Origin of the sequence: Sulfitobacter sp. HGT1 (assembly GCF_013282155.1) — a bacterium.
Lineage (GTDB): Bacteria > Pseudomonadota > Alphaproteobacteria > Rhodobacterales > Rhodobacteraceae > Sulfitobacter.
In genome coordinates, this window is record NZ_BLWI01000008.1 from 363402 (window position 1) to 380866 (window position 17465).

Consider the following 17465-nt stretch of genomic DNA (forward strand, 5'->3'; position numbering starts at 1 on the left):
CTTTAGTATCCGCTGTCGGTCAAAAGCACCTGATGGCCGGGGGATACGGTTTTATAGACGGAGGGTTCGGGCGTGTAGCTGACCGAATGGATCGGCGAGGGAATCGGTTTGAAATTCAGCTCGCTTTCCTTTTTGCGTTTGCGCGGATCGGCGATGGGCACCGCCTTCATCAGGGCCTGCGTATAGGGGTGCTGCGGGTTTTCGAACACCTGCTGGCGCGATCCCAGCTCAACGATGCGGCCCAGATACATGACGCCGACCTGATGGCTAACCCGTTCGACCACAGCCATGTCATGGCTGATGAACAGGAAGGACAGCTCGAGCTCTTGTTGCAGTTCCAGCATCAGGTTCACCACCTGCGCCTGCACCGATACATCCAGTGCCGATACCGCTTCGTCGGCGATGATCAGCTTGGGGTTCAGGGCCAGAGCACGGGCAATCGCGACACGCTGGCGCTGGCCGCCAGACAGTTCGTGGGGAAAGCGGCGCATAAAGCTGCGGGGCAGTTCCACACGGTCAAACAGCATCTCGATGCGCTTGGTCAGGGCCTCTCCTTTGAGGGTGCCGTAGTTGTGGATCGGTTCGGCGACCTGATCGGACAGCTGCATTTGCGGGTTCAACGAGGCAAACGGGTCTTGAAAGATCATCTGCATATCAAGGCGCGCTTCGCGCAGGTCATGGGAATTGAGCGCCATGATGTCCTTGCCCGCGATGTCGATCTCGCCCGAGAGCGGTTCAACCAGACGCAAAATCGACCGGCCCGCAGTCGATTTACCGCACCCGGATTCGCCAACAAGGCTAAGGGTCTGGCCCTTGTTTATGGTGAACGACAGGTCTTCGACGGCGTGGACATTGGCGATGGTGCGGCGGAAGAACCCGCCCTTGACCGGAAAGCGCGTAGTCAGGTTTTTCACTGTCAGCAAGGTTTCGGTCGTGCCCTTGATCGGGACGATTTCCTTGTCCTTGTTGCCCAACAGTTTCATCGGCTCGGGAAAGGGCTTGCCGGTCATCTCGCCCAGCTTTGGCACGGCGGCCAGCAAGGCCTTGGTATAGGGGTGCTGTGGGTTCTCGAAGATTTCCTCGACCGTGCCCTCTTCGACCTTGTTGCCGCGGAACATGACGACAACGCGGTCCGCCATTTGCGCAACGACAGCCATGTCATGGGTGATGAACATCACGGCGGTGCCGGTTTCACGTTTCAGCCGGTCGATCAGCGCAAGGATTTCGGCCTGAATGGTCACATCCAGCGCCGTTGTGGGTTCATCTGCAATCAACAGGCGTGGCGAACAGGCCAAGGCCATCGCGATCACCACACGCTGGCGCATACCGCCGGACAATTCATGGGGATATTGCTTGAGCCGTTGGTCGGGTTGGGGGATTCGCACCTGTGTCAGCAATTCCAGCGCGCGGGCTTCGGCCTCGGCCTTGGTCATGCCTTTGTGCAGCCGCAAGCCTTCGGTCAACTGGCGGCCCACGGTGAACACCGGGTTCAGCGCGGTCATCGGTTCCTGAAAGATCATGCCGATTTCATTGCCGCGAATTTCCCGCATCAGATCCTGGTCGGTCTGTGCCAGATCCACCGCAGCATTATTCTGGCGCTCAAATAATAGGCGCCCGCCGGTGATTTTCCCACCGCCGAATTCCACCAACCGCATCAAAGACAGCGACGAAACGGATTTTCCCGAACCGGATTCGCCGACCACACAAACGGTTTCGCCGGATTTAATGTCGAAACTGACATTCTCGACCCCTACAACGGGGCCGTCCTGGGTTTGAAATTCGACCCTAAGCCCTTGAATTTGTGCAATTGGTGTCGATGTGCTGTCGTCAAGCATGAGATAATCCAACGCTGGTAGGTGAAGTATTGCGCAAACGCTAAGACCATTCGTCACCCAGTGTCAAACAACACGGGACGTCGTGGCGTTACCGCTCTCACGACGCTTGCATTTTGCGCGAATTCTGTTTCGATGGCGCTACGTGCGCTTGGGGAAGCAATATGGCGAAGGGCAACTGCAAATTAATTGAACAGTTGTATTTCATCCTATTGACCTTTCTGACGCGATGATAAGAAAGTTGGGGCCATGTCGATGATTTGGCATCCAACAATAAAAATGCGGCACCACCAAAGAAATCACCGGTGCCCAACAAGGAGTAAGTTATGACGTTGAAAACCCTTTTGATGGGTGCAATTGCCTTGACGGCTCTTGCCCCCGCTGCATTCGCAGCCTCCCACGAGGGAGAGCGCGGACGCGACGGCGAGGTCAAGATCATCTATTGGCAAGCGCCATCGATCCTGAACCCCTATCTGTCCGGCGGCACCAAGGATCTCGAAGCCTCCAGCCTCGTGATCGAACCTTTGGGCCGTTATGACGAAACCGGCGCATTGGTGCCTTTCCTGGCCCAGGAAATCCCGACCGTTGAAAACGGCGGCGTTGCCGAAGACCTGAAATCCATCACATGGAAGCTGAAAGAAGGCCTGATGTGGTCTGACGGCACGCCTGTGACATCGGCTGACATCAAGTTCACAGCCGAATATTGTATGCACCCTGAAGGCGGTTGCGCACAGGGTTCCAAATATGACGGTGTTACATCTGTCGATATCGTCGACGACTTGACTGTTACGGTCAATTTTTCTGACGCAAAACCAAACCCTTACGGCCCATTCATGGGTGCTCAGGCACCGATCATTCAGGCGGCTCAGTTCGCGGAATGTCTGGGTGCTAAGGCACCTGAATGTACCGAAGCCAACTTTAACCCGATCGGCACCGGCCCGTTCATGGTTACGGATTTCCGTCCGAACGACGTGATCCAGATGGTTGCCAACCCGAACTTCCGTGACCCGAACAAACCAGCCTTTGCATCGCTGACCTTTAAAGGTGGCGGCGACGCGACAGCAGCGGGTCGTGCGGTTATGGAAACCGGCGAATACGACTATGCATGGAACATGCAGCTGGCGCCTGACGTACTGGCCAAAATGGCCGAAGGCGGCAAAGGTCTTCCTATCTCGGCATTCGGCACATTGGTCGAACGTATCGAGATGAACATGACCAACCCATCGGCAGACCTGCCCGAGGGCGAGCGGTCCACCGTGATGCACCCGCATCCGTTCCTGTCGGATTTCAACGTCCGCAAGGCGCTTTCCATGGCAATCGACCGCCCGCTTCTGGTTGAAGTCGGTTATGGTCAGGCCGGTCGTCCAACCTGTAACCTTGTTCCTGCCCCTGCACTCTATGCATCCGACAACACCGAATGTCTGACGCAGGATCTGGAAGGTGCCAAGGCACTGCTGGAAGAAGCCGGTTATACCGATAGCGATGGCGACGGTATCCGTGAAAAAGACGGCGTAAAGCTGTCGGTTCTGTACCAGACCTCGACCAACGCTGTCCGTCAGGACTTCCAGGCGTTGATCAAAGACTGGTGGAACCAGATCGGTGTCGAAGTCGAACTGCGCAACCTTGACGCGTCTGTCTTCTTTGGTGGTGACCCAGGTTCGCCTGACACGTTCCAGAAGTTCTATGCAGACGTTGAAATGTACGCAAACAACTTTGACGGCACAGACCCACAGTCCTATCTGTCGGCCTACCGTTGTGGCAACGAACCAAAGCCATCCAGCCAGTGGCAGGGTGAAAACATCAACCGCTTCTGTAACGCGGAATATGATGAACTGCTGGACGAATTGTCCCGCACAGGTGAATTGTCCAAGCGTGGCGAAATCGCCAAGCGTCTGAACGACATCATCACCAAAGAAACCATGACAATCGTTCCACTGGTTGACCGTGGTCGTGTATCGGCTGCCTCCACCACTTTGGGTGGCGTTGTGCTGAACACATGGGATTCCGAGCTTTGGAATGCCGCTGATTGGTACCGCATCAAGGAATAATACTTTCCTTCTTTGGGGGAGCGTGTTCTACGCTCCCCCTCTCCGGACCGACCACCTGAATCACCATCACCACAGACTGACCTGCAAAGGCGCCGCGCATGCTGACTTTCACCATTCGACGACTGCTATTGTCGATCCCGACGCTTTTGTTCATCAGTATGGTTATTTTCCTGCTGCTCCAGCTCGCCCCCGGCGATCCGATGGCGCAGGTTCCGCTGACCGTGCCCCCAGAAGTCAAACAAAAGATGCGCGAAGCGCTTGGCCTTGGCCAGCCGATCTATGTGCAATATTACAAATGGCTGATCCAGTTCTTCTGGGTTGAACCGCAGGTGTTCCTGGATTGGGCGACACGGGACTCCTTCCTTTTGGGCTGGCTGCCGGACACGCATTTCTCGACCTTCATCGACCCCGATACCGGTGCCGTGCGCCCCGTGCAGCGCACCATCAGCTGGCAGACCCGCAGCCCGATCATGGATATCGTGATCCAGCGGATGCCGCAGACCCTTTGGGTGGTGGGGCTAAGCTATGTCGTTGGCATCCTGATCGCGCTTCCGATCGGTATCTATTCGGCCTATCGCCACTATTCGCTGTTCGATCAGGCCGGTACTTTCATCACCATGGTCGGCTTTTCGATCCCGCCCTTCTTTACGGGCCCGCTGCTGATTGTGGTGTTTTCGGTCACGCTGGGCTGGTTGCCGTCGATCTATGACACCACCCATGTGGTCACCGACTGGGCCAGCTTTAAGATCCAGTTCATGCAGATGATCATGCCCGTCATGGTGCTGGCGCTGCAAACAACGGCCCAGATCAGCCGCTATATGCGCGGTGCGATGCTGGACAACCTCAATCAGGATTACGTGCGCACTGCGCGGGCCAAGGGCCTCAAGGAATCCTCGGTTGTGTTGGTGCATGTGCTGCGCAATTCGATGATCCCCGTTGTGACGGTGATTGCGCTTGGGATGCCCGCGATCTTTGGCGGCGCAATCATTACCGAAAACGTGTTCAAGGTGAACGGCATCGGCCAGCTGCTGCTGACTGCCCTGTTCGCCAATGACCTGCCGATGGTGATGACGCTGACCTTTATCTTTGCCATCCTGATTGTTCTGTTTAACCTGATTGCCGATGTTTTGTACGGCCTGCTTGACCCGAGGATCCGCTATGACTGAGCAAGCCATTCCAGCAAGCCCCATCGAGGCCGACATCGAAACCTTTGGCGCGTTGGTCGACAAGGAACCATCCAAGCCGCCGCGCAGCCAATGGATCGACGTCTGGCAGCAGTTCCGCAAACACAAAGGTGCCGTGTTCGGCGGTGGCTTTTTGCTGTTCATCACGCTGGCGGTGGTTTTCGGCCCCTTCCTGTGGGACGTTGACCCCAAGGCGCTGGACATCCGCAACAAGAACTGGCGCCCCGTGTACCAGTTGCTGTTCGACAGCGAGGCCAAGGCCGGTTGGGCACATCCGTTCGGCACAGACCAGCTGGGCCGCGATATCATGGCGCAGATGATTGCAGGCGGTCAGGTGTCGATGGCCGTGGGCTGGCTGGCCATGGCGCTGGCACTGGTGATCGGCTCCGCGATTGGCGTGATCTCGGGCTATTTCAAAAAGCTCGATTTCTGGCTGATGCGCTTCACCGATCTGGTGCTGTCCCTGCCGATCCTGCCCCTGACACTGCTGGCCGTGACGCTGTTCCGCCAGCCGCTGAATTCACGTTTTGGGCCCGAAGGCGGGATGTTCATCCTGATCGTGGGCATCATCGGCCTGACATCCTGGATGCAAACCGCGCGGATCGTGCGCGGCGACATTCTGGCGCTGAAAGAACGCGAGTTCATTCTGGCCGCGCGGTCGATCGGGACGCGGTCGGGCAAGATTATCCGGCGGCACCTGCTGCCCAACGTCATCTCGCCCATCATGGTGTCGGCGACCCTGGGTCTCGCCACAGCGATCATCACCGAAAGCGCATTGAGCTTTCTGGGGGTCGGTTTTCCGTCGGACTTCCCCACCTGGGGCAAGTTGTTGTCGGACGCGGTCAGCCGGATGCAGGAATTCCCCGAGCGGGTGTTGTTGCCGGGAATCGCGATTTCGCTGACGGTGTTGAGCGTGAACTATCTGGGCGACGGATTGCGCGATGCCCTGGACCCGCGGTTGCGGGGGCGGTGACCGGACGCGGGCTTGGGTCTGTCGGGCTGCTGACGGATTTGAGTATTTAAGAAAGGGTGAAGGGGGGATATTGGTCCTCCCTTTTTTTATGGGTGAATAAGGAAGCGACACCGGTGCGCGGCGGGTGACGTGGAACGATAGCTGCCATGGGGCGCAAAATCGGGGGAATGGTTCCTGTAGGGCACGCGGAACGCGGGAAAATGTTCCGGTTCACACCCTATAATACACATATGAATTGCTTGATATCAGCGTTTTTTCGCGCCAATTGGGAAATAATTCCATTTCGCAGAGGATCAGGCGATGTTTGAGTCATTCGGTTTTGAAAACACCACCCCGCAGCAGGCATCTGTTCTGCTTGCCATTATCATTGGCCTGCTGTTCGGCGTCTTTGGACAGATTACCAAGTTCTGTTTCCGCAGGTCCCTGATCGGCGCGGATCGGGTTTCGGCTGCGGGTGTGTGGCTGACGGCGCTTGCCTTTGCCGTTGTCGGGACCCAGGCCGCCGTGTCGATGGGTTGGATCAGCTTTGCCGAGCATCGCTATATGGTATCTGATCTGCCGGTTGCCGCGATTGTGGTTGGCGGGTTGCTGTTCGGGGCCGGTATGGTGTTGACCCGTGGCTGTGTGTCGCGTCTGACCATTCTGGCGGGCTCCGGCAATCTGCGGGCAGCACTTGTTGTCGTTGTGTTTGCGATTGTTGCCCATGCCACGCTGAAGGGGGTGTTGGCCCCCCTGCGGGTCGCTTTGGGGAGTGTCACCGTTGATATGGGCGACGCCATCAGCCTTGCCGCCCTGCCCGGTGGCGCGTGGCTGTGGACGGCAGTGATTGCCGTGCCTGCGTTGGTCTATGCGCTGCGCTCGGGCAACGGGGTTGGCACCTTGGGTATGGCGGCGGTCATCGGCCTGTTGGCCCCGCTGGCCTGGGTCGGCACCGGTTTCATCCTGTTTGACGAATTCGACCCCATTGCGATGGAAAGCCTGTCGTTCACCTCCCCCGCCGCCGAAACGCTGTTCTGGGCCATCGCAAGCAGTGCTGTGCCTGCCGGTTTCGGTGTTGGCCTTGTGGGCGGCGTCATCGTCGGGGCGTTGCTGGCAAGCCTGACCTTTGGCGGCTTTGCCTGGCAGAGCTTTGAGAGCCCCGCCCAGACCGGTCGCTATTTGGCAGGTGCCGCGCTGATGGGCGTTGGTGGTGTGCTGGCGGGCGGCTGCACCTTGGGTGCCGGTCTGTCCGGTGTCCCGACCCTGTCGCTGGCGGCGATCCTGGCCATCGTGATGATCGGCGTTGGTGTGTTGACCATGAACGCCCTGCTGCGCGCTGCCCCTGAGGGCCGCGTGGCACATGGCTGAGGCCCTAGTGGATCTTGCTGCGTAGCCGCCGCAGCATCCACCACACCACCAAGACCACAACCGGCACAGCGACGGCAGTCAGAATGCCCTTGCTGATGCCGAAGGGTTCGGCCAGCGGATAGAGCGCATAGCTGGCAAGCGACACGGCGTAATAGCTGATCGCGACCACGGACAGCCCTTCGACGGTGTGTTGCAGACGCAGCTGTAAATCCGACCGCCTGTCCATGCTGGCCAGAATTTCCTGGTTCTGGGCAGAGCGTTCCACATCCACCCGTGTGCGCAGCAGTTCCGAGGCGCGAATGGCGCGGGCCGACATGGACTGCAACCGCATCTCGGAGGATTTGACCGTGCGCATGGCGGGCTCGTAGCGGCGCATCATGAATTCATCAAACCCTTGCCGCGACATGAACCGCGTTTCGCGCAGGGCCGATATCCGTTGGGTGACAATCGCCTGATAGGCCTCGGTCGCGCCAAGGCGATAGGAGGTTTGAGCCGACAGGGTTTCAAGCTGCACTGAGATGTCCAACAGCTTGTGCAACGTGTCTTCGGCCATTGCATCAGAGGCGCGCATGGCGGCCATCAGGTTGGTCAGTTCCCTGTCCAGATCGTTCAGCTGTCCGCCAAAATCACGCACCTTGGCAAAGCCCAGCATCGACATGGATTTATAGGTCTCGATCTCGCACATCCGCTGGACGATACGTCCAAGGCGACGTTCACCTGTCTGGGGGGCGGCAAAGATCGCCACGCGCATGTGACCGGCGGAATCGATGCGGAAATCGCAGGCCACTGTGGCCGCATCATCCAGCACATTCGCCACCGCAAGGCTTTCGGGGACAAACCAGTCGCGCAGGACATCGGAGATCTGCCCATTGTTTTCCGGCCGTTGGACCAACCGCAGCAGGATCGAGGTGATCCGTTCCGCGTTCAGGCCAGCCCGCCAATCTGCGGGAAACACGTCGAATTCTGCGGGGTCAAAGGGGCGGTCGCTGATCTGGTCTGAAAACACCGTATAGGTCACGAATTCGGTGTGCTGTTCCCATTTCAGCGCGAACTTCCCCATCGGGCCGTAATAATGCGTGGCATTTTCAGCGGGGAGCGGCGCGCCGTAGTGTTTCAGCAGTGCCGACAGGTGTTCAAGATCAACAGATCTGTCGCGGGTGGCGGCATCGCCGGGGGGGCGCACGGCGAGATAGGCCGCGACATGCGGGGCACCAAGCGACGGAAAGGGGCGCGCGTGCAATTCGCTATTGAGCGCGTAACGCAGGGGGTGGTCCTTGATCGAAGCCATTCGGGTCCTCGTCGGTGAAAACGGTTATTTGCGCCAAGATACAACAATCGGCGGCAAAGGATATATAAAATATCGAATATTTCCAGAGCCTTACGGTGTACCATTGGATACCACGCGGGGCTTTGCGCTGTTCTGTGTCGTCAGGTTGCAGCGCCGCCAAAGGTTTCCGGGGCCTCACCGTCTCAAGGGGAGAGCAGGCAGAACACCAAATCTGGATGCCCAACGACCGGGTTGGCGTAAACCTCGGGGGCGACAAAACGCGAAACGCCCCGTCATTTCTGACGGGGCGTTCCAGTTCGGTAGCAGCGGGATGGTTCCCCGCCAGACTTATCAGTCGATCAACGGCAGCAGCTTGTCCAAGCTGGCCTTGGCATCGCCATAGAGCATCCGCGTGTTGTCCTTGAAGAACAGCGGGTTTTCGATGCCGGAGTAGCCTGTGCCCTGCCCGCGCTTGGACACGATCACGTTCTTGGCCTTCCAGCATTCCAGAACCGGCATACCGGCGATGGGGCTGTTTGGATCGTCCTGTGCGGCGGGGTTTACGATGTCGTTGGACCCGATCACAATGGCAACATCCGTGCTGGGGAAGTCGTCGTTGATTTCGTCCATCTCCATCACGATGTCATAGGGCACCTTGGCCTCGGCCAGCAGCACGTTCATGTGACCCGGCAAACGCCCCGCAACGGGGTGAATGGCGAAACGCACGTTCTTGCCTTGGGCGCGCAGCTTTTTGACCAGCTCGCTGACCGCTTGCTGTGCTTGGGCAACCGCCATCCCGTAACCTGGAATGATGATGACGCTATCCGCTTCGTTCAGCATCGTCGCAACGCCGTCGACTTCGATTGCGACCTGTTCGCCTTCGACCGCCATCTGTTCGCCTGCAGGGCCACCAAAGCCGCCCAGAATCACGCTGACAAAGGACCGGTTCATCGCCTTGCACATGATGTAAGACAGGATCGCCCCCGAAGAACCGACCAGCGCGCCAACAACGATCAACAGATCATTGCCAAGGCTAAAGCCGATCGCCGCCGCGGCCCAGCCGGAGTAGCTGTTGAGCATCGACACAACCACCGGCATGTCGGCACCACCGATGCCCATGATCAGATGGTAGCCAATGAACAAGGCCGCCAGCGTCATCAGCAACAGCGGCAGGAAGCCACCGGTGTTGAAGTACCAGATCAGCGTCAGCACAGCGACAGCCGCCGCCGCGATGTTCAGCATGTGACCGCCGGGCAGTTTTTCCGCCTTGGAGGACACGCGACCCGCCAGCTTGCCATAGGCAATCACCGAGCCGGTGAATGTCACCGCACCGATGAACACGCCCAAGAACAGTTCGACCCGCAGAATGCTCAGCTCGACACCGGATTTCTTGGCGATCAACGCCGCGAAAGTGCCCAGTTCATAGGGGTCACCGCCGTCAGCGATGAAACCACCCACGCGGCCGATCTCGAAATGTGCGATCAGACCGACGAACACCGCTGCCAGACCGACAAGGCTGTGCATCGCGGCAACCAGTTCGGGCATCTGCGTCATCTGCACCTTGGTCGCCAGCTGATAACCGATGGCACCGCCACCGGCGATCAGGATGATCGACAAAAGCCAATAGCCGGAACCCGGCCCGATCAGCGTTGCAGCCACGGCCAAAGCCATACCCACAATACCGTACCATACCGCGCGTTTCGCGCTTTCCTGCCCGCTCAACCCGCCAAGCGACAGGATAAACAGGATTGCTGCGACCACATAAGCCGCTGTTGTGAAACCAAAATCCATGATTCCCGCCCCCTTAAGATTTCTGGAACATGGCGAGCATGCGCCGTGTCACGAGGAAGCCGCCGAATATGTTGATCCCACACATGAAGACCGACAAAGCCGCCAAAACAATCACCAAGAAGGAACTGGAACCGATTTGCATCAGCGCGCCCAGAATGATGATCGACGAGATCGCATTGGTCACCGCCATCAACGGTGTGTGCAAGCTGTGCGCCACGCCCCAGATGACTTGGAAACCGATAAACACCGACAGAACAAACACGATAAAGTGCTGCATGAAGCTGGCCGGAGCCACCAAACCAACCGCCAGCAGCAACGCGCCGCCAACAGCCAGCAATGTGACCTGCGACTTGGTCTGCGCCTTGAACGCGGCCGTTTCAGCGGCGCGCTTTTCTTCCGGTGTCAGTTCCTTGACCGGTGCCTTTTTCGGGGCAGCCGCAATCGCTGCCACTTTGGGGGGCGGCGGCGGGAAGGTCACTGCGCTTGCGTGGGCGATGGTCGCGCCACGGATCACGTCGTCTTCCATGTTGTGGTTGATCACGCCGTCTTTTTCCGGCGTCAGATCGGTCAACAGGTGACGGATGTTGGTCGAATAAAGCGTCGACGCCTGCGTCGCCATCCGGCTTGGGAAATCGGTATAGCCAATAATGGTCACGCCATTATCGGTGACGATCTTTTCGTCCATCTTGGTCAGCTTGCAGTTGCCGCCCTTTTCCGCCGCCAGATCGATGATCACCGAACCGGGTTTCATCGCCGCGACCATGTCTTCGGTCCACAGCTCAGGCGCTTCGCGGTTGGGGATCAACGCCGTGGTGATGACGATATCGACTTCGGGGGCCAGTTCGCGGAACTTGGCCAGCTGCGCTTCGCGGAATTCCGGCGAAGACACCGACGCATATCCACCCGAGGTGGAGCCGTCTTTCTGTTCTTCCTCGAAATCGAGGTAGACGAATTCGGCACCCATCGATTCGACCTGCTCGGCCACTTCGGGACGCACGTCAAACGCGTAAGTAATCGCACCCAGGCTGGTCGCAGTCCCAATCGCGGCAAGACCGGCAACACCGGCACCGACAACCAGAACCTTGGCCGGGGGCACCTTGCCCGCCGCCGTGATCTGACCGGTAAAGAAACGACCAAAGTTATTGCCCGCCTCGATCACCGCACGGTAGCCTGCGATGTTCGCCATCGACGACAAGGCATCCATTTTCTGCGCGCGGCTGATCCGGGGGATCATTTCCATCGCGACAACGGTGGCCCCTTTGTCAGCGGCGGCCTTCATCTTGGCCTCGTCCGCGACAGGGCTGAAGAACGAGATCAACGTCTGACCGCTGCGCAGTCTTTTCATCTCGGCGTCGTCCGGTGCGCGCACCTTGGCAACCACATCAGCGGCTTTCCAAAGCGCCGCCGCCGTCTTGACGACCTCAACACCAGCAGCGGTATAGGCTGCATCGTCAAAACCCGACGCAATCCCTGCGCCTGTTTCGATCATGCACTCATGACCCAGTTTTTGCAGCGCAAGTGCTGACTCGGGGGTCATCGCAACGCGGCGTTCCCCCTCAAATACTTCCTTTGGCGTCCCGATCTTCAATCCAGAATCCCCCGTGTTGCCGTGTCGCGACCACCGTGGCGCAACATTATTGCTCTGAGCAGTACCGCTTGGGTTCCTATAGTACAAGTCGTGGCCAGGGATTGAAGGCCAATTCTGCCCCCTGCTAGCGCTAAAAGTTCGATTTCCGGGCATGCGACGTTGCGTGACAGTGCCGCATGGCTTGCGCCCATCGGCCCCGGTCGCCAGCATGGTCTAAATTCAAAGGGAGAAGATCATGGAATTGAACGGAAAACACGCATTCATCACCGGTGGCGGCACCGGCATCGGTCTGGCAATCGCGCAGGATCTGGCCGCCAAAGGTGCGCATGTCACCATCACCGGCCGCCGCCAAGACGTGCTGGACGAGGTCGCAGGCCCGAACATGACCGGCGTGGCAATGGATGTGCGCAACGAGGATGACGTGGTCGCCAAGATCGCCGCTGCCGTTGCCGCCCATGGTCCGATCCAGATTTGCATTCCCAACGCAGGCATCGCCGAAGGCAAAGCCGTGCATAAAACCGATATGGAATTCTGGCGCAACATGATGGCGACCAATCTGGACGGCGCGTTTCTGACGATCCGCGAATCGTTGAAATCCATGCGCGAAACCGACTGGGGCCGCGTGATCGCGATTTCCTCGATGGCGGGTCTGCGCGGGCTGCCCGGTGCCGCGGCATATTCCGCCTCCAAACACGGGATGATCGGGCTGGTCCGTTCCCTCGCCGAAGATTACATGGGCCAGCCCTATACGTTCAACGCCATTTGCCCCGGCTATGTGGACACGCCGATTGTCACCCGCAACACCGCGTCCATCTCGCAACGCGCTGGTATCTCCGAGGAAAAAGCCCGCGCGATCATGGTAAATTCCAATCCCCACAAACGTCTGATCGACGTCTCCGAAGTCTCTGCGGCAGCCGGCTGGTTGATCGGCCCCGGTTCCCAAAGCATCAATGGCCAGTGCATTCAGGTCACCGGCGGCCACATGTAGGCCGGGCGTCAGGTCCAATCGGTCAAAAGTAGAATTGGCTTCAACATTCATTAACCATGCGCCGCTAGTCTCTGTGCATGGTTAATGTCTTTGTCATCCTCGATTACGCACTGCGCGCTGCCCGCCCCTATGATGGCGGGCCCGCATGATAAAGCTGTCCTTTAAAAGCCGTCGCAAGCCCGGCACGCCGCCACCGGTCGGTTCCGAACCACCCTTGCCGGTGCAGATACAGCGAAATCCGCCCGGCTATGTCTGGCGGTCACGGCGCAAAGCAATTGCATCCCCGCCCCGCCATACCTTTGACTTCAAAGCGGAAAAACACCCAGCCTAGGCGGTTTGCAACAATCCCTGACGCTTGCCCACAACCCAGGCTTTTGCGGCTTCGCCGAACCGTTCGAACAAGGGGCGCGACACCGGATCATTGGCGGCGTCCCATTCGGGATGCCACTGCACTGCAAGGGTGAAACCGGGTGCGCCTCTGATATAAATCGCCTCTGGCGTGCCATCATCGGCAAAGCCGTCAATCACCACGCGCGGGCCGGGTTCCTTGATGCCCTGCCCGTGCAAGGTATTGGTCCGCACCTTTGCCGATCCCAGAATTTGATGGAAAACGCCGCCCTGCGTAAAGGTCACATCATGGCGCAGCTCGAATTTTTCCTCGATCGTGCCGTCGGGGGGCATCCGGTGGTTCATCCGCCCCGGCAAATCGCGGATCTCGGGGTACAGCGACCCGCCCATCGCGACATTGACCTCTTGAAAGCCACGGCAGACCCCGAAAAACGGCTGCCCGCGCTCGACACAGGCGCGGATCAGACCCAATGCAACCGCATCCCGCGCCCGGTCAAAGGTACCATGGGCTTCGGTCTCGGCCTCGCCGTATTCTTCGGGGTGCACATTCGGACGGCCGCCCGTGAACAAAAACCCGTCGCAGGCGTCCAACAGTTCCGGAACGGAGACAAGCGACGGGTCACTGGGGATGATCAAGGGCATACAGCCCGAAACCTGCGCCACCGCCACCGTGTTCATCGTACCGGCAGCGTGGATAGGGTATTGGTCATTCAAAAGGCCGGCGTTGCCAATAATACCGACGACAGGACGTGACATATGCAGCCTCAAACTTGCGAATAGATCAAAGCTTATCGCGTCCCATGCGCGACCTCAACACCTCTTAAAGCGACGGTTTCACGCTTCGGCAGCGATCCCCGCAGCGGCGATGCCGGCCATTCCGGCCTCCACATCATTGTCAGACGTGTCACCCGTGACCCCCACGGCACCGATGACAACGCCCTTGTCATCGCGCAACAAGATACCACCGGGCACAGGCACAACCGCCCCGCCGTAAACCCCGTTCACAGCCGCCATGAAATAGGCCTGCGCCTCGGCCCGCGCCATCTGCGCCTTACCGGCCATCCCAAGCATCACCGACCCGTAGGCCTTGCCATGCGCAATACCGAAACGCCCCGGTGCAGCACCGTCTTCGCGCTCGAACGCCTGCAGATGTCCGCCCGCGTCCAAAACCACGACCGACAAAGGCTTGAACCCCATCTCGCGGCCTTTTTTCAGCGTCTCTGCAATAATCACCCGCGCCTGCTCTAACGATACCATCATTCTAAACCTTTTTCATTTTGCCAAAAAAACTCCGGGGTGCGCGAGGGGCTGGCCCCTCGCTCCCGAACCATCACCCTTGTGCGGCCTTCAACTCCAGCCGCCGCGCGTGCAACACAGGCTCGGTATAGCCCGAAGGCTGCACCCGCCCCTTCATCACCAGATCACAGGCCGCCTTGAACGCGATCCCGTCAAAACCCGGTGCCATGGGGCGGTACAGCGGATCACCCGCGTTCTGCCCGTCAACCACGGCTGCCATTTTCTTCAAACCGGCCATCACCTGATCCTCGGAAATCACCCCGTGATGCAGCCAGTTCGCCAGCGCCTGCGCAGAAATCCGGCAGGTGGCGCGGTCTTCCATCAGGCCCACATTGTGAATGTCAGGCACCTTGGAACAGCCCACGCCCTGATCGATCCACCGCACCACATAGCCAAGGATACCCTGGGCGTTATTCTCGATCTCTTGCGCGATTTCCGCGTCCGACAGGTTGCGACCCGTCAGAACCGGAATGTGCAACAGTGCGTCCAGCGTGCCACGGGCACCGCCGGCCTTGATCTCTTCCTGCCGCGCCAGCACGTCAACCTGATGGTAATGCATCGCGTGCAGCGTCGCCGCCGTTGGCGATGGCACCCAGGCGCAGTTCGCACCGGCTTTGGGGTGGCCGATCTTGGCCTCCATCATGGCGGCCATCATGTCGGGCATCGCCCACATGCCCTTGCCGATCTGGGCCTTGCCCTGCAAACCGCAGGCCAGACCGATATCGACGTTGCGATCCTCATAGGCGGCGATCCACGCTGAATTCTTCATCTCGCCTTTGGGCACCATGGGTCCCGCCTCCATCGAGGTGTGGATTTCATCACCCGTGCGGTCAAGGAAACCGGTGTTGATAAAGGCCACCCGCGATTTTGCCGCGCGGATACATTCGGCCAGATTGGCCGAGGTGCGGCGCTCTTCGTCCATGATGCCCAGCTTGACCGTGTTGGCAGGCAGAGCCAGCACGTTTTCCACATGGGTGAAAATCTCATCGGCAAAGGCGACTTCGGCAGGGCCGTGCATCTTGGGTTTGACCACATAGACCGATCCCGCGACCGAATTGCGCATCCCGCCGGTCTTTTGCAGGTCGTGCATGGCAATCAGCGTGGTGATCATCGCATCCATCAGCCCCTCGCCCACTTCCAGACCGTCACGGTCCAGCACGGCGGGGTTGGTCATCAGGTGGCCCACATTGCGGATCAGCATCAGTGACCGGCCTTTGACGGTCAGCGCACTACCATCCGGCGCGGTATAGTCGCGGTCGGGGTTCATCGCGCGGGTGACCTGCTGGCCGCCTTTTTCGAATGTCTCCGACAGATCGCCCTTCATCAGGCCCAGCCAGTTGCCATAGGCGACAACCTTATCTTCGGCATCAACGGCGGCAACGCTATCTTCGCAATCCATGATCGTGGACAGCGCGGATTCCATCAACATATCCGACACATGCGCCGGGTCGGTTTTGCCAATCGGGTGATCCGCGTCGATTTGCACTTCTATATGCAGCCCGTTGTGTTTCAGCAAAATCGCCGTCGGCGCGTCTGCATCCCCGCGGTAGCCCGCAAATTGCGCAGGATCGGCAAGGCCGCCCGCACTGGCCAAGGACAGAGCGCCGTCAGACAGTTTGATCCCCGACACATCCGCCCAAGAGCCGGACGCCAGTGGTGCCGCCTCGTCCAGAAACGCCTTGGCCTTGGCCACAACCCGTGCGCCGCGCGCCGCGTCATAGCCCTTGCCCTGCGGCAGGTCGCCCAGCGCATCGGTGCCATAAAACGCATCATACAGGCTGCCCCAGCGGGCATTGGCCGCGTTCAGGGCAAAGCGGGCATTGGTGATTGGCACAACCAGCTGCGGGCCGGGCACCGACGCGATTTCAGGGTCAACGCCAGCGGTATCAATGGAAAACGCCGGCCCTTCAGGCACCAGATAGCCGATTTCGCGCAAAAACGCGGTATAGGCAGCCGCATCGTGATCCTGACCGGCACGTTCCTTGTGCCATGCGTCGATCTGCGACTGCAGGTCTTCGCGCACCTGCAACAGGTCGCGGTTCTTTTGCCCCAGATCATGCACGAGATCAGAAAATCCACTCCAGAAAACATCGGGTTTCACACCGGTTCCGGGCAGCGCTTGGGTTTCGATGAAGCGGACCAATTCGTCCGCGACCTGCAAGCCGTTCTTATCTGTGCGTTGGGTCATTGAATGCTCCTAGGGGTTACGTCTGCGATCGCTTTCGCAAATGCTTAAAAGGTAACATCCACTTGAGCAAGTCATATTGGTAAAATTATATTACCAATATGGCTCAAACCCGCTTTTTCAGCGCCCCGCAGCACCTGTCAGAACAGGTGCGAACCGCATCCCAGTCTCTGGCCCATTTCTTGCGCCACATGAAAGGCAACCCGCATGCGGCGCAGATTTTCGTGGGCAGATCGGCTTTCTTGCGCATTTTGGGCATCGGGGGCCTCGCAGGGATCATCAAACAAAAAACAGGCAGGTCCTGAACGCCAGAACCTGCCCTGAAATACTCGTTAAATCGGAAACTTAATTACTGTCCATGGTGCCTGTGGCCACCGGATCAACGGGCGCAGCCGTCGATGCGGCACCTGCGTCCTGTTCGATCAACACGCCATCTGTCGTAATGTCATCGCGGCCGTTATCGATGATGAAAAACAGCAATAGCATCACCATCATCACGCCAAAGACCATGGCGGCCATGATCCCCAAAAGGGCGGGTTTATGTTGCTTTTCCTGGGTGTCGATGTTTGTGTCGGGTGCTGACATGATCATTCTCCGTTCAATAGTTTCTCGCTCCCG

14 protein-coding genes are annotated in these 17465 nt (G+C 58.8%); 5 read left to right on the plus strand and 9 right to left on the minus strand.

All coding sequences use genetic code 11. The features are described 5' to 3' along the window. Positions 1-2: 2 nt before the first annotated feature. Positions 3-1835, minus strand: a complete 1833-nt coding sequence (locus HGT1_RS08020) for an ABC transporter ATP-binding protein (RefSeq protein WP_176249403.1) — start codon at positions 1833-1835, stop codon at positions 3-5. Between the two features lie 323 nt (positions 1836-2158). Here HGT1_RS08020 and HGT1_RS08025 point away from each other — a divergent pair, with 323 nt between their 5' ends. The 4 genes from HGT1_RS08025 to HGT1_RS08040 all read left to right on the plus strand — a co-directional run bounded on the left by HGT1_RS08025 (position 2159) and on the right by HGT1_RS08040 (position 7384). Next, on the plus strand, positions 2159-3880 hold the full coding sequence (locus HGT1_RS08025; protein WP_176249404.1) for a peptide ABC transporter substrate-binding protein: 1722 nt from the start codon (positions 2159-2161) through the stop codon (positions 3878-3880). A 98-nt stretch (positions 3881-3978) separates the two neighbouring features. After that, positions 3979-5046, plus strand: coding sequence for an ABC transporter permease (locus tag HGT1_RS08030; protein WP_176249405.1), 1068 nt, complete (start codon positions 3979-3981; stop codon positions 5044-5046). Further along, positions 5039-6037, plus strand: coding sequence for an ABC transporter permease (locus HGT1_RS08035; protein WP_176249406.1), 999 nt, complete (start codon positions 5039-5041; stop codon positions 6035-6037). The genes HGT1_RS08030 and HGT1_RS08035 overlap by 8 nt, the downstream gene beginning before the upstream one ends. A 300-nt stretch (positions 6038-6337) precedes the next feature. Beyond that, positions 6338-7384 carry a YeeE/YedE family protein gene (locus HGT1_RS08040; RefSeq protein ID WP_176249407.1) on the plus strand — a complete coding sequence of 349 codons (1047 nt, stop codon included), beginning with the start codon at positions 6338-6340 and terminating at the stop codon, positions 7382-7384. A 4-nt stretch (positions 7385-7388) separates the two neighbouring features. Here HGT1_RS08040 and HGT1_RS08045 read toward each other — a convergent pair whose 3' ends face one another. From HGT1_RS08045 to HGT1_RS08055, 3 genes are all read right to left on the minus strand, one after another. Continuing rightward, complete coding sequence (locus tag HGT1_RS08045; RefSeq protein ID WP_176249408.1) at positions 7389-8672, minus strand: DUF3422 family protein; 1284 nt, start codon at positions 8670-8672, stop codon at positions 7389-7391. 330 nt (positions 8673-9002) lie between these two features. Continuing rightward, a complete protein-coding gene (locus tag HGT1_RS08050; RefSeq protein WP_176249409.1) occupies positions 9003-10442 on the minus strand; it encodes an NAD(P)(+) transhydrogenase (Re/Si-specific) subunit beta in 1440 nt (479 codons plus the stop codon). A 13-nt stretch (positions 10443-10455) separates the two neighbouring features. Then, positions 10456-12030: a Re/Si-specific NAD(P)(+) transhydrogenase subunit alpha gene (locus HGT1_RS08055; protein ID WP_176249410.1), complete on the minus strand. Its 1575-nt coding sequence runs from the start codon at positions 12028-12030 to the stop codon at positions 10456-10458. Positions 12031-12265: 235 nt separating this feature from the next. Here HGT1_RS08055 and HGT1_RS08060 point away from each other — a divergent pair, with 235 nt between their 5' ends. Further along, the gene (locus HGT1_RS08060) at positions 12266-13018 is read left to right on the plus strand and encodes an SDR family NAD(P)-dependent oxidoreductase (RefSeq protein WP_176249411.1); all 753 of its coding nucleotides are present in this window, start codon (positions 12266-12268) and stop codon (positions 13016-13018) included. Between the two features lie 327 nt (positions 13019-13345). Here the strand turns inward: HGT1_RS08060 and HGT1_RS08065 are convergent, their stop codons facing one another. From HGT1_RS08065 to HGT1_RS08085, 5 genes are all read right to left on the minus strand, one after another. Then, complete coding sequence (locus tag HGT1_RS08065; RefSeq protein WP_176249412.1) at positions 13346-14122, minus strand: gamma-glutamyl-gamma-aminobutyrate hydrolase family protein; 777 nt, start codon at positions 14120-14122, stop codon at positions 13346-13348. 78 nt (positions 14123-14200) lie between these two features. Continuing rightward, positions 14201-14626 carry a heme-binding protein gene (locus tag HGT1_RS08070; RefSeq protein WP_176249413.1) on the minus strand — a complete coding sequence of 142 codons (426 nt, stop codon included), beginning with the start codon at positions 14624-14626 and terminating at the stop codon, positions 14201-14203. A gap of 70 nt (positions 14627-14696) precedes the next feature. Then, the gene (locus tag HGT1_RS08075) at positions 14697-16850 is read right to left on the minus strand and encodes a malate synthase G (protein ID WP_176249414.1); all 2154 of its coding nucleotides are present in this window, start codon (positions 16848-16850) and stop codon (positions 14697-14699) included. Positions 16851-16953: 103 nt separating this feature from the next. Continuing rightward, the gene (locus tag HGT1_RS08080) at positions 16954-17127 is read right to left on the minus strand and encodes a DUF2256 domain-containing protein (RefSeq protein ID WP_375708107.1); all 174 of its coding nucleotides are present in this window, start codon (positions 17125-17127) and stop codon (positions 16954-16956) included. Between the two features lie 65 nt (positions 17128-17192). Further along, complete coding sequence (locus HGT1_RS08085; protein WP_176249416.1) at positions 17193-17432, minus strand: hypothetical protein; 240 nt, start codon at positions 17430-17432, stop codon at positions 17193-17195. Positions 17433-17465 lie beyond the last annotated feature (33 nt).

Coding starts and splice junctions, on each gene's coding strand:
- HGT1_RS08070 (WP_176249413.1), bottom strand. CDS start 14,626: ATGATGGTATCGTTAGAGCAGGCGCGGGTGATTATTGCAGAGACGCTG.
- HGT1_RS08030 (WP_176249405.1), top strand. CDS start 3,979: ATGCTGACTTTCACCATTCGACGACTGCTATTGTCGATCCCGACGCTT.
- HGT1_RS08075 (WP_176249414.1), bottom strand. CDS start 16,850: ATGACCCAACGCACAGATAAGAACGGCTTGCAGGTCGCGGACGAATTG.
- HGT1_RS08060 (WP_176249411.1), top strand. CDS start 12,266: ATGGAATTGAACGGAAAACACGCATTCATCACCGGTGGCGGCACCGGC.
- HGT1_RS08035 (WP_176249406.1), top strand. CDS start 5,039: ATGACTGAGCAAGCCATTCCAGCAAGCCCCATCGAGGCCGACATCGAA.
- HGT1_RS08085 (WP_176249416.1), bottom strand. CDS start 17,432: ATGTCAGCACCCGACACAAACATCGACACCCAGGAAAAGCAACATAAA.
- HGT1_RS08045 (WP_176249408.1), bottom strand. CDS start 8,672: ATGGCTTCGATCAAGGACCACCCCCTGCGTTACGCGCTCAATAGCGAA.
- HGT1_RS08020 (WP_176249403.1), bottom strand. CDS start 1,835: ATGCTTGACGACAGCACATCGACACCAATTGCACAAATTCAAGGGCTT.
- HGT1_RS08050 (WP_176249409.1), bottom strand. CDS start 10,442: ATGGATTTTGGTTTCACAACAGCGGCTTATGTGGTCGCAGCAATCCTG.
- HGT1_RS08065 (WP_176249412.1), bottom strand. CDS start 14,122: ATGTCACGTCCTGTCGTCGGTATTATTGGCAACGCCGGCCTTTTGAAT.
- HGT1_RS08040 (WP_176249407.1), top strand. CDS start 6,338: ATGTTTGAGTCATTCGGTTTTGAAAACACCACCCCGCAGCAGGCATCT.
- HGT1_RS08025 (WP_176249404.1), top strand. CDS start 2,159: ATGACGTTGAAAACCCTTTTGATGGGTGCAATTGCCTTGACGGCTCTT.
- HGT1_RS08080 (WP_375708107.1), bottom strand. CDS start 17,127: ATGATCCCTGCGAGGCCCCCGATGCCCAAAATGCGCAAGAAAGCCGAT.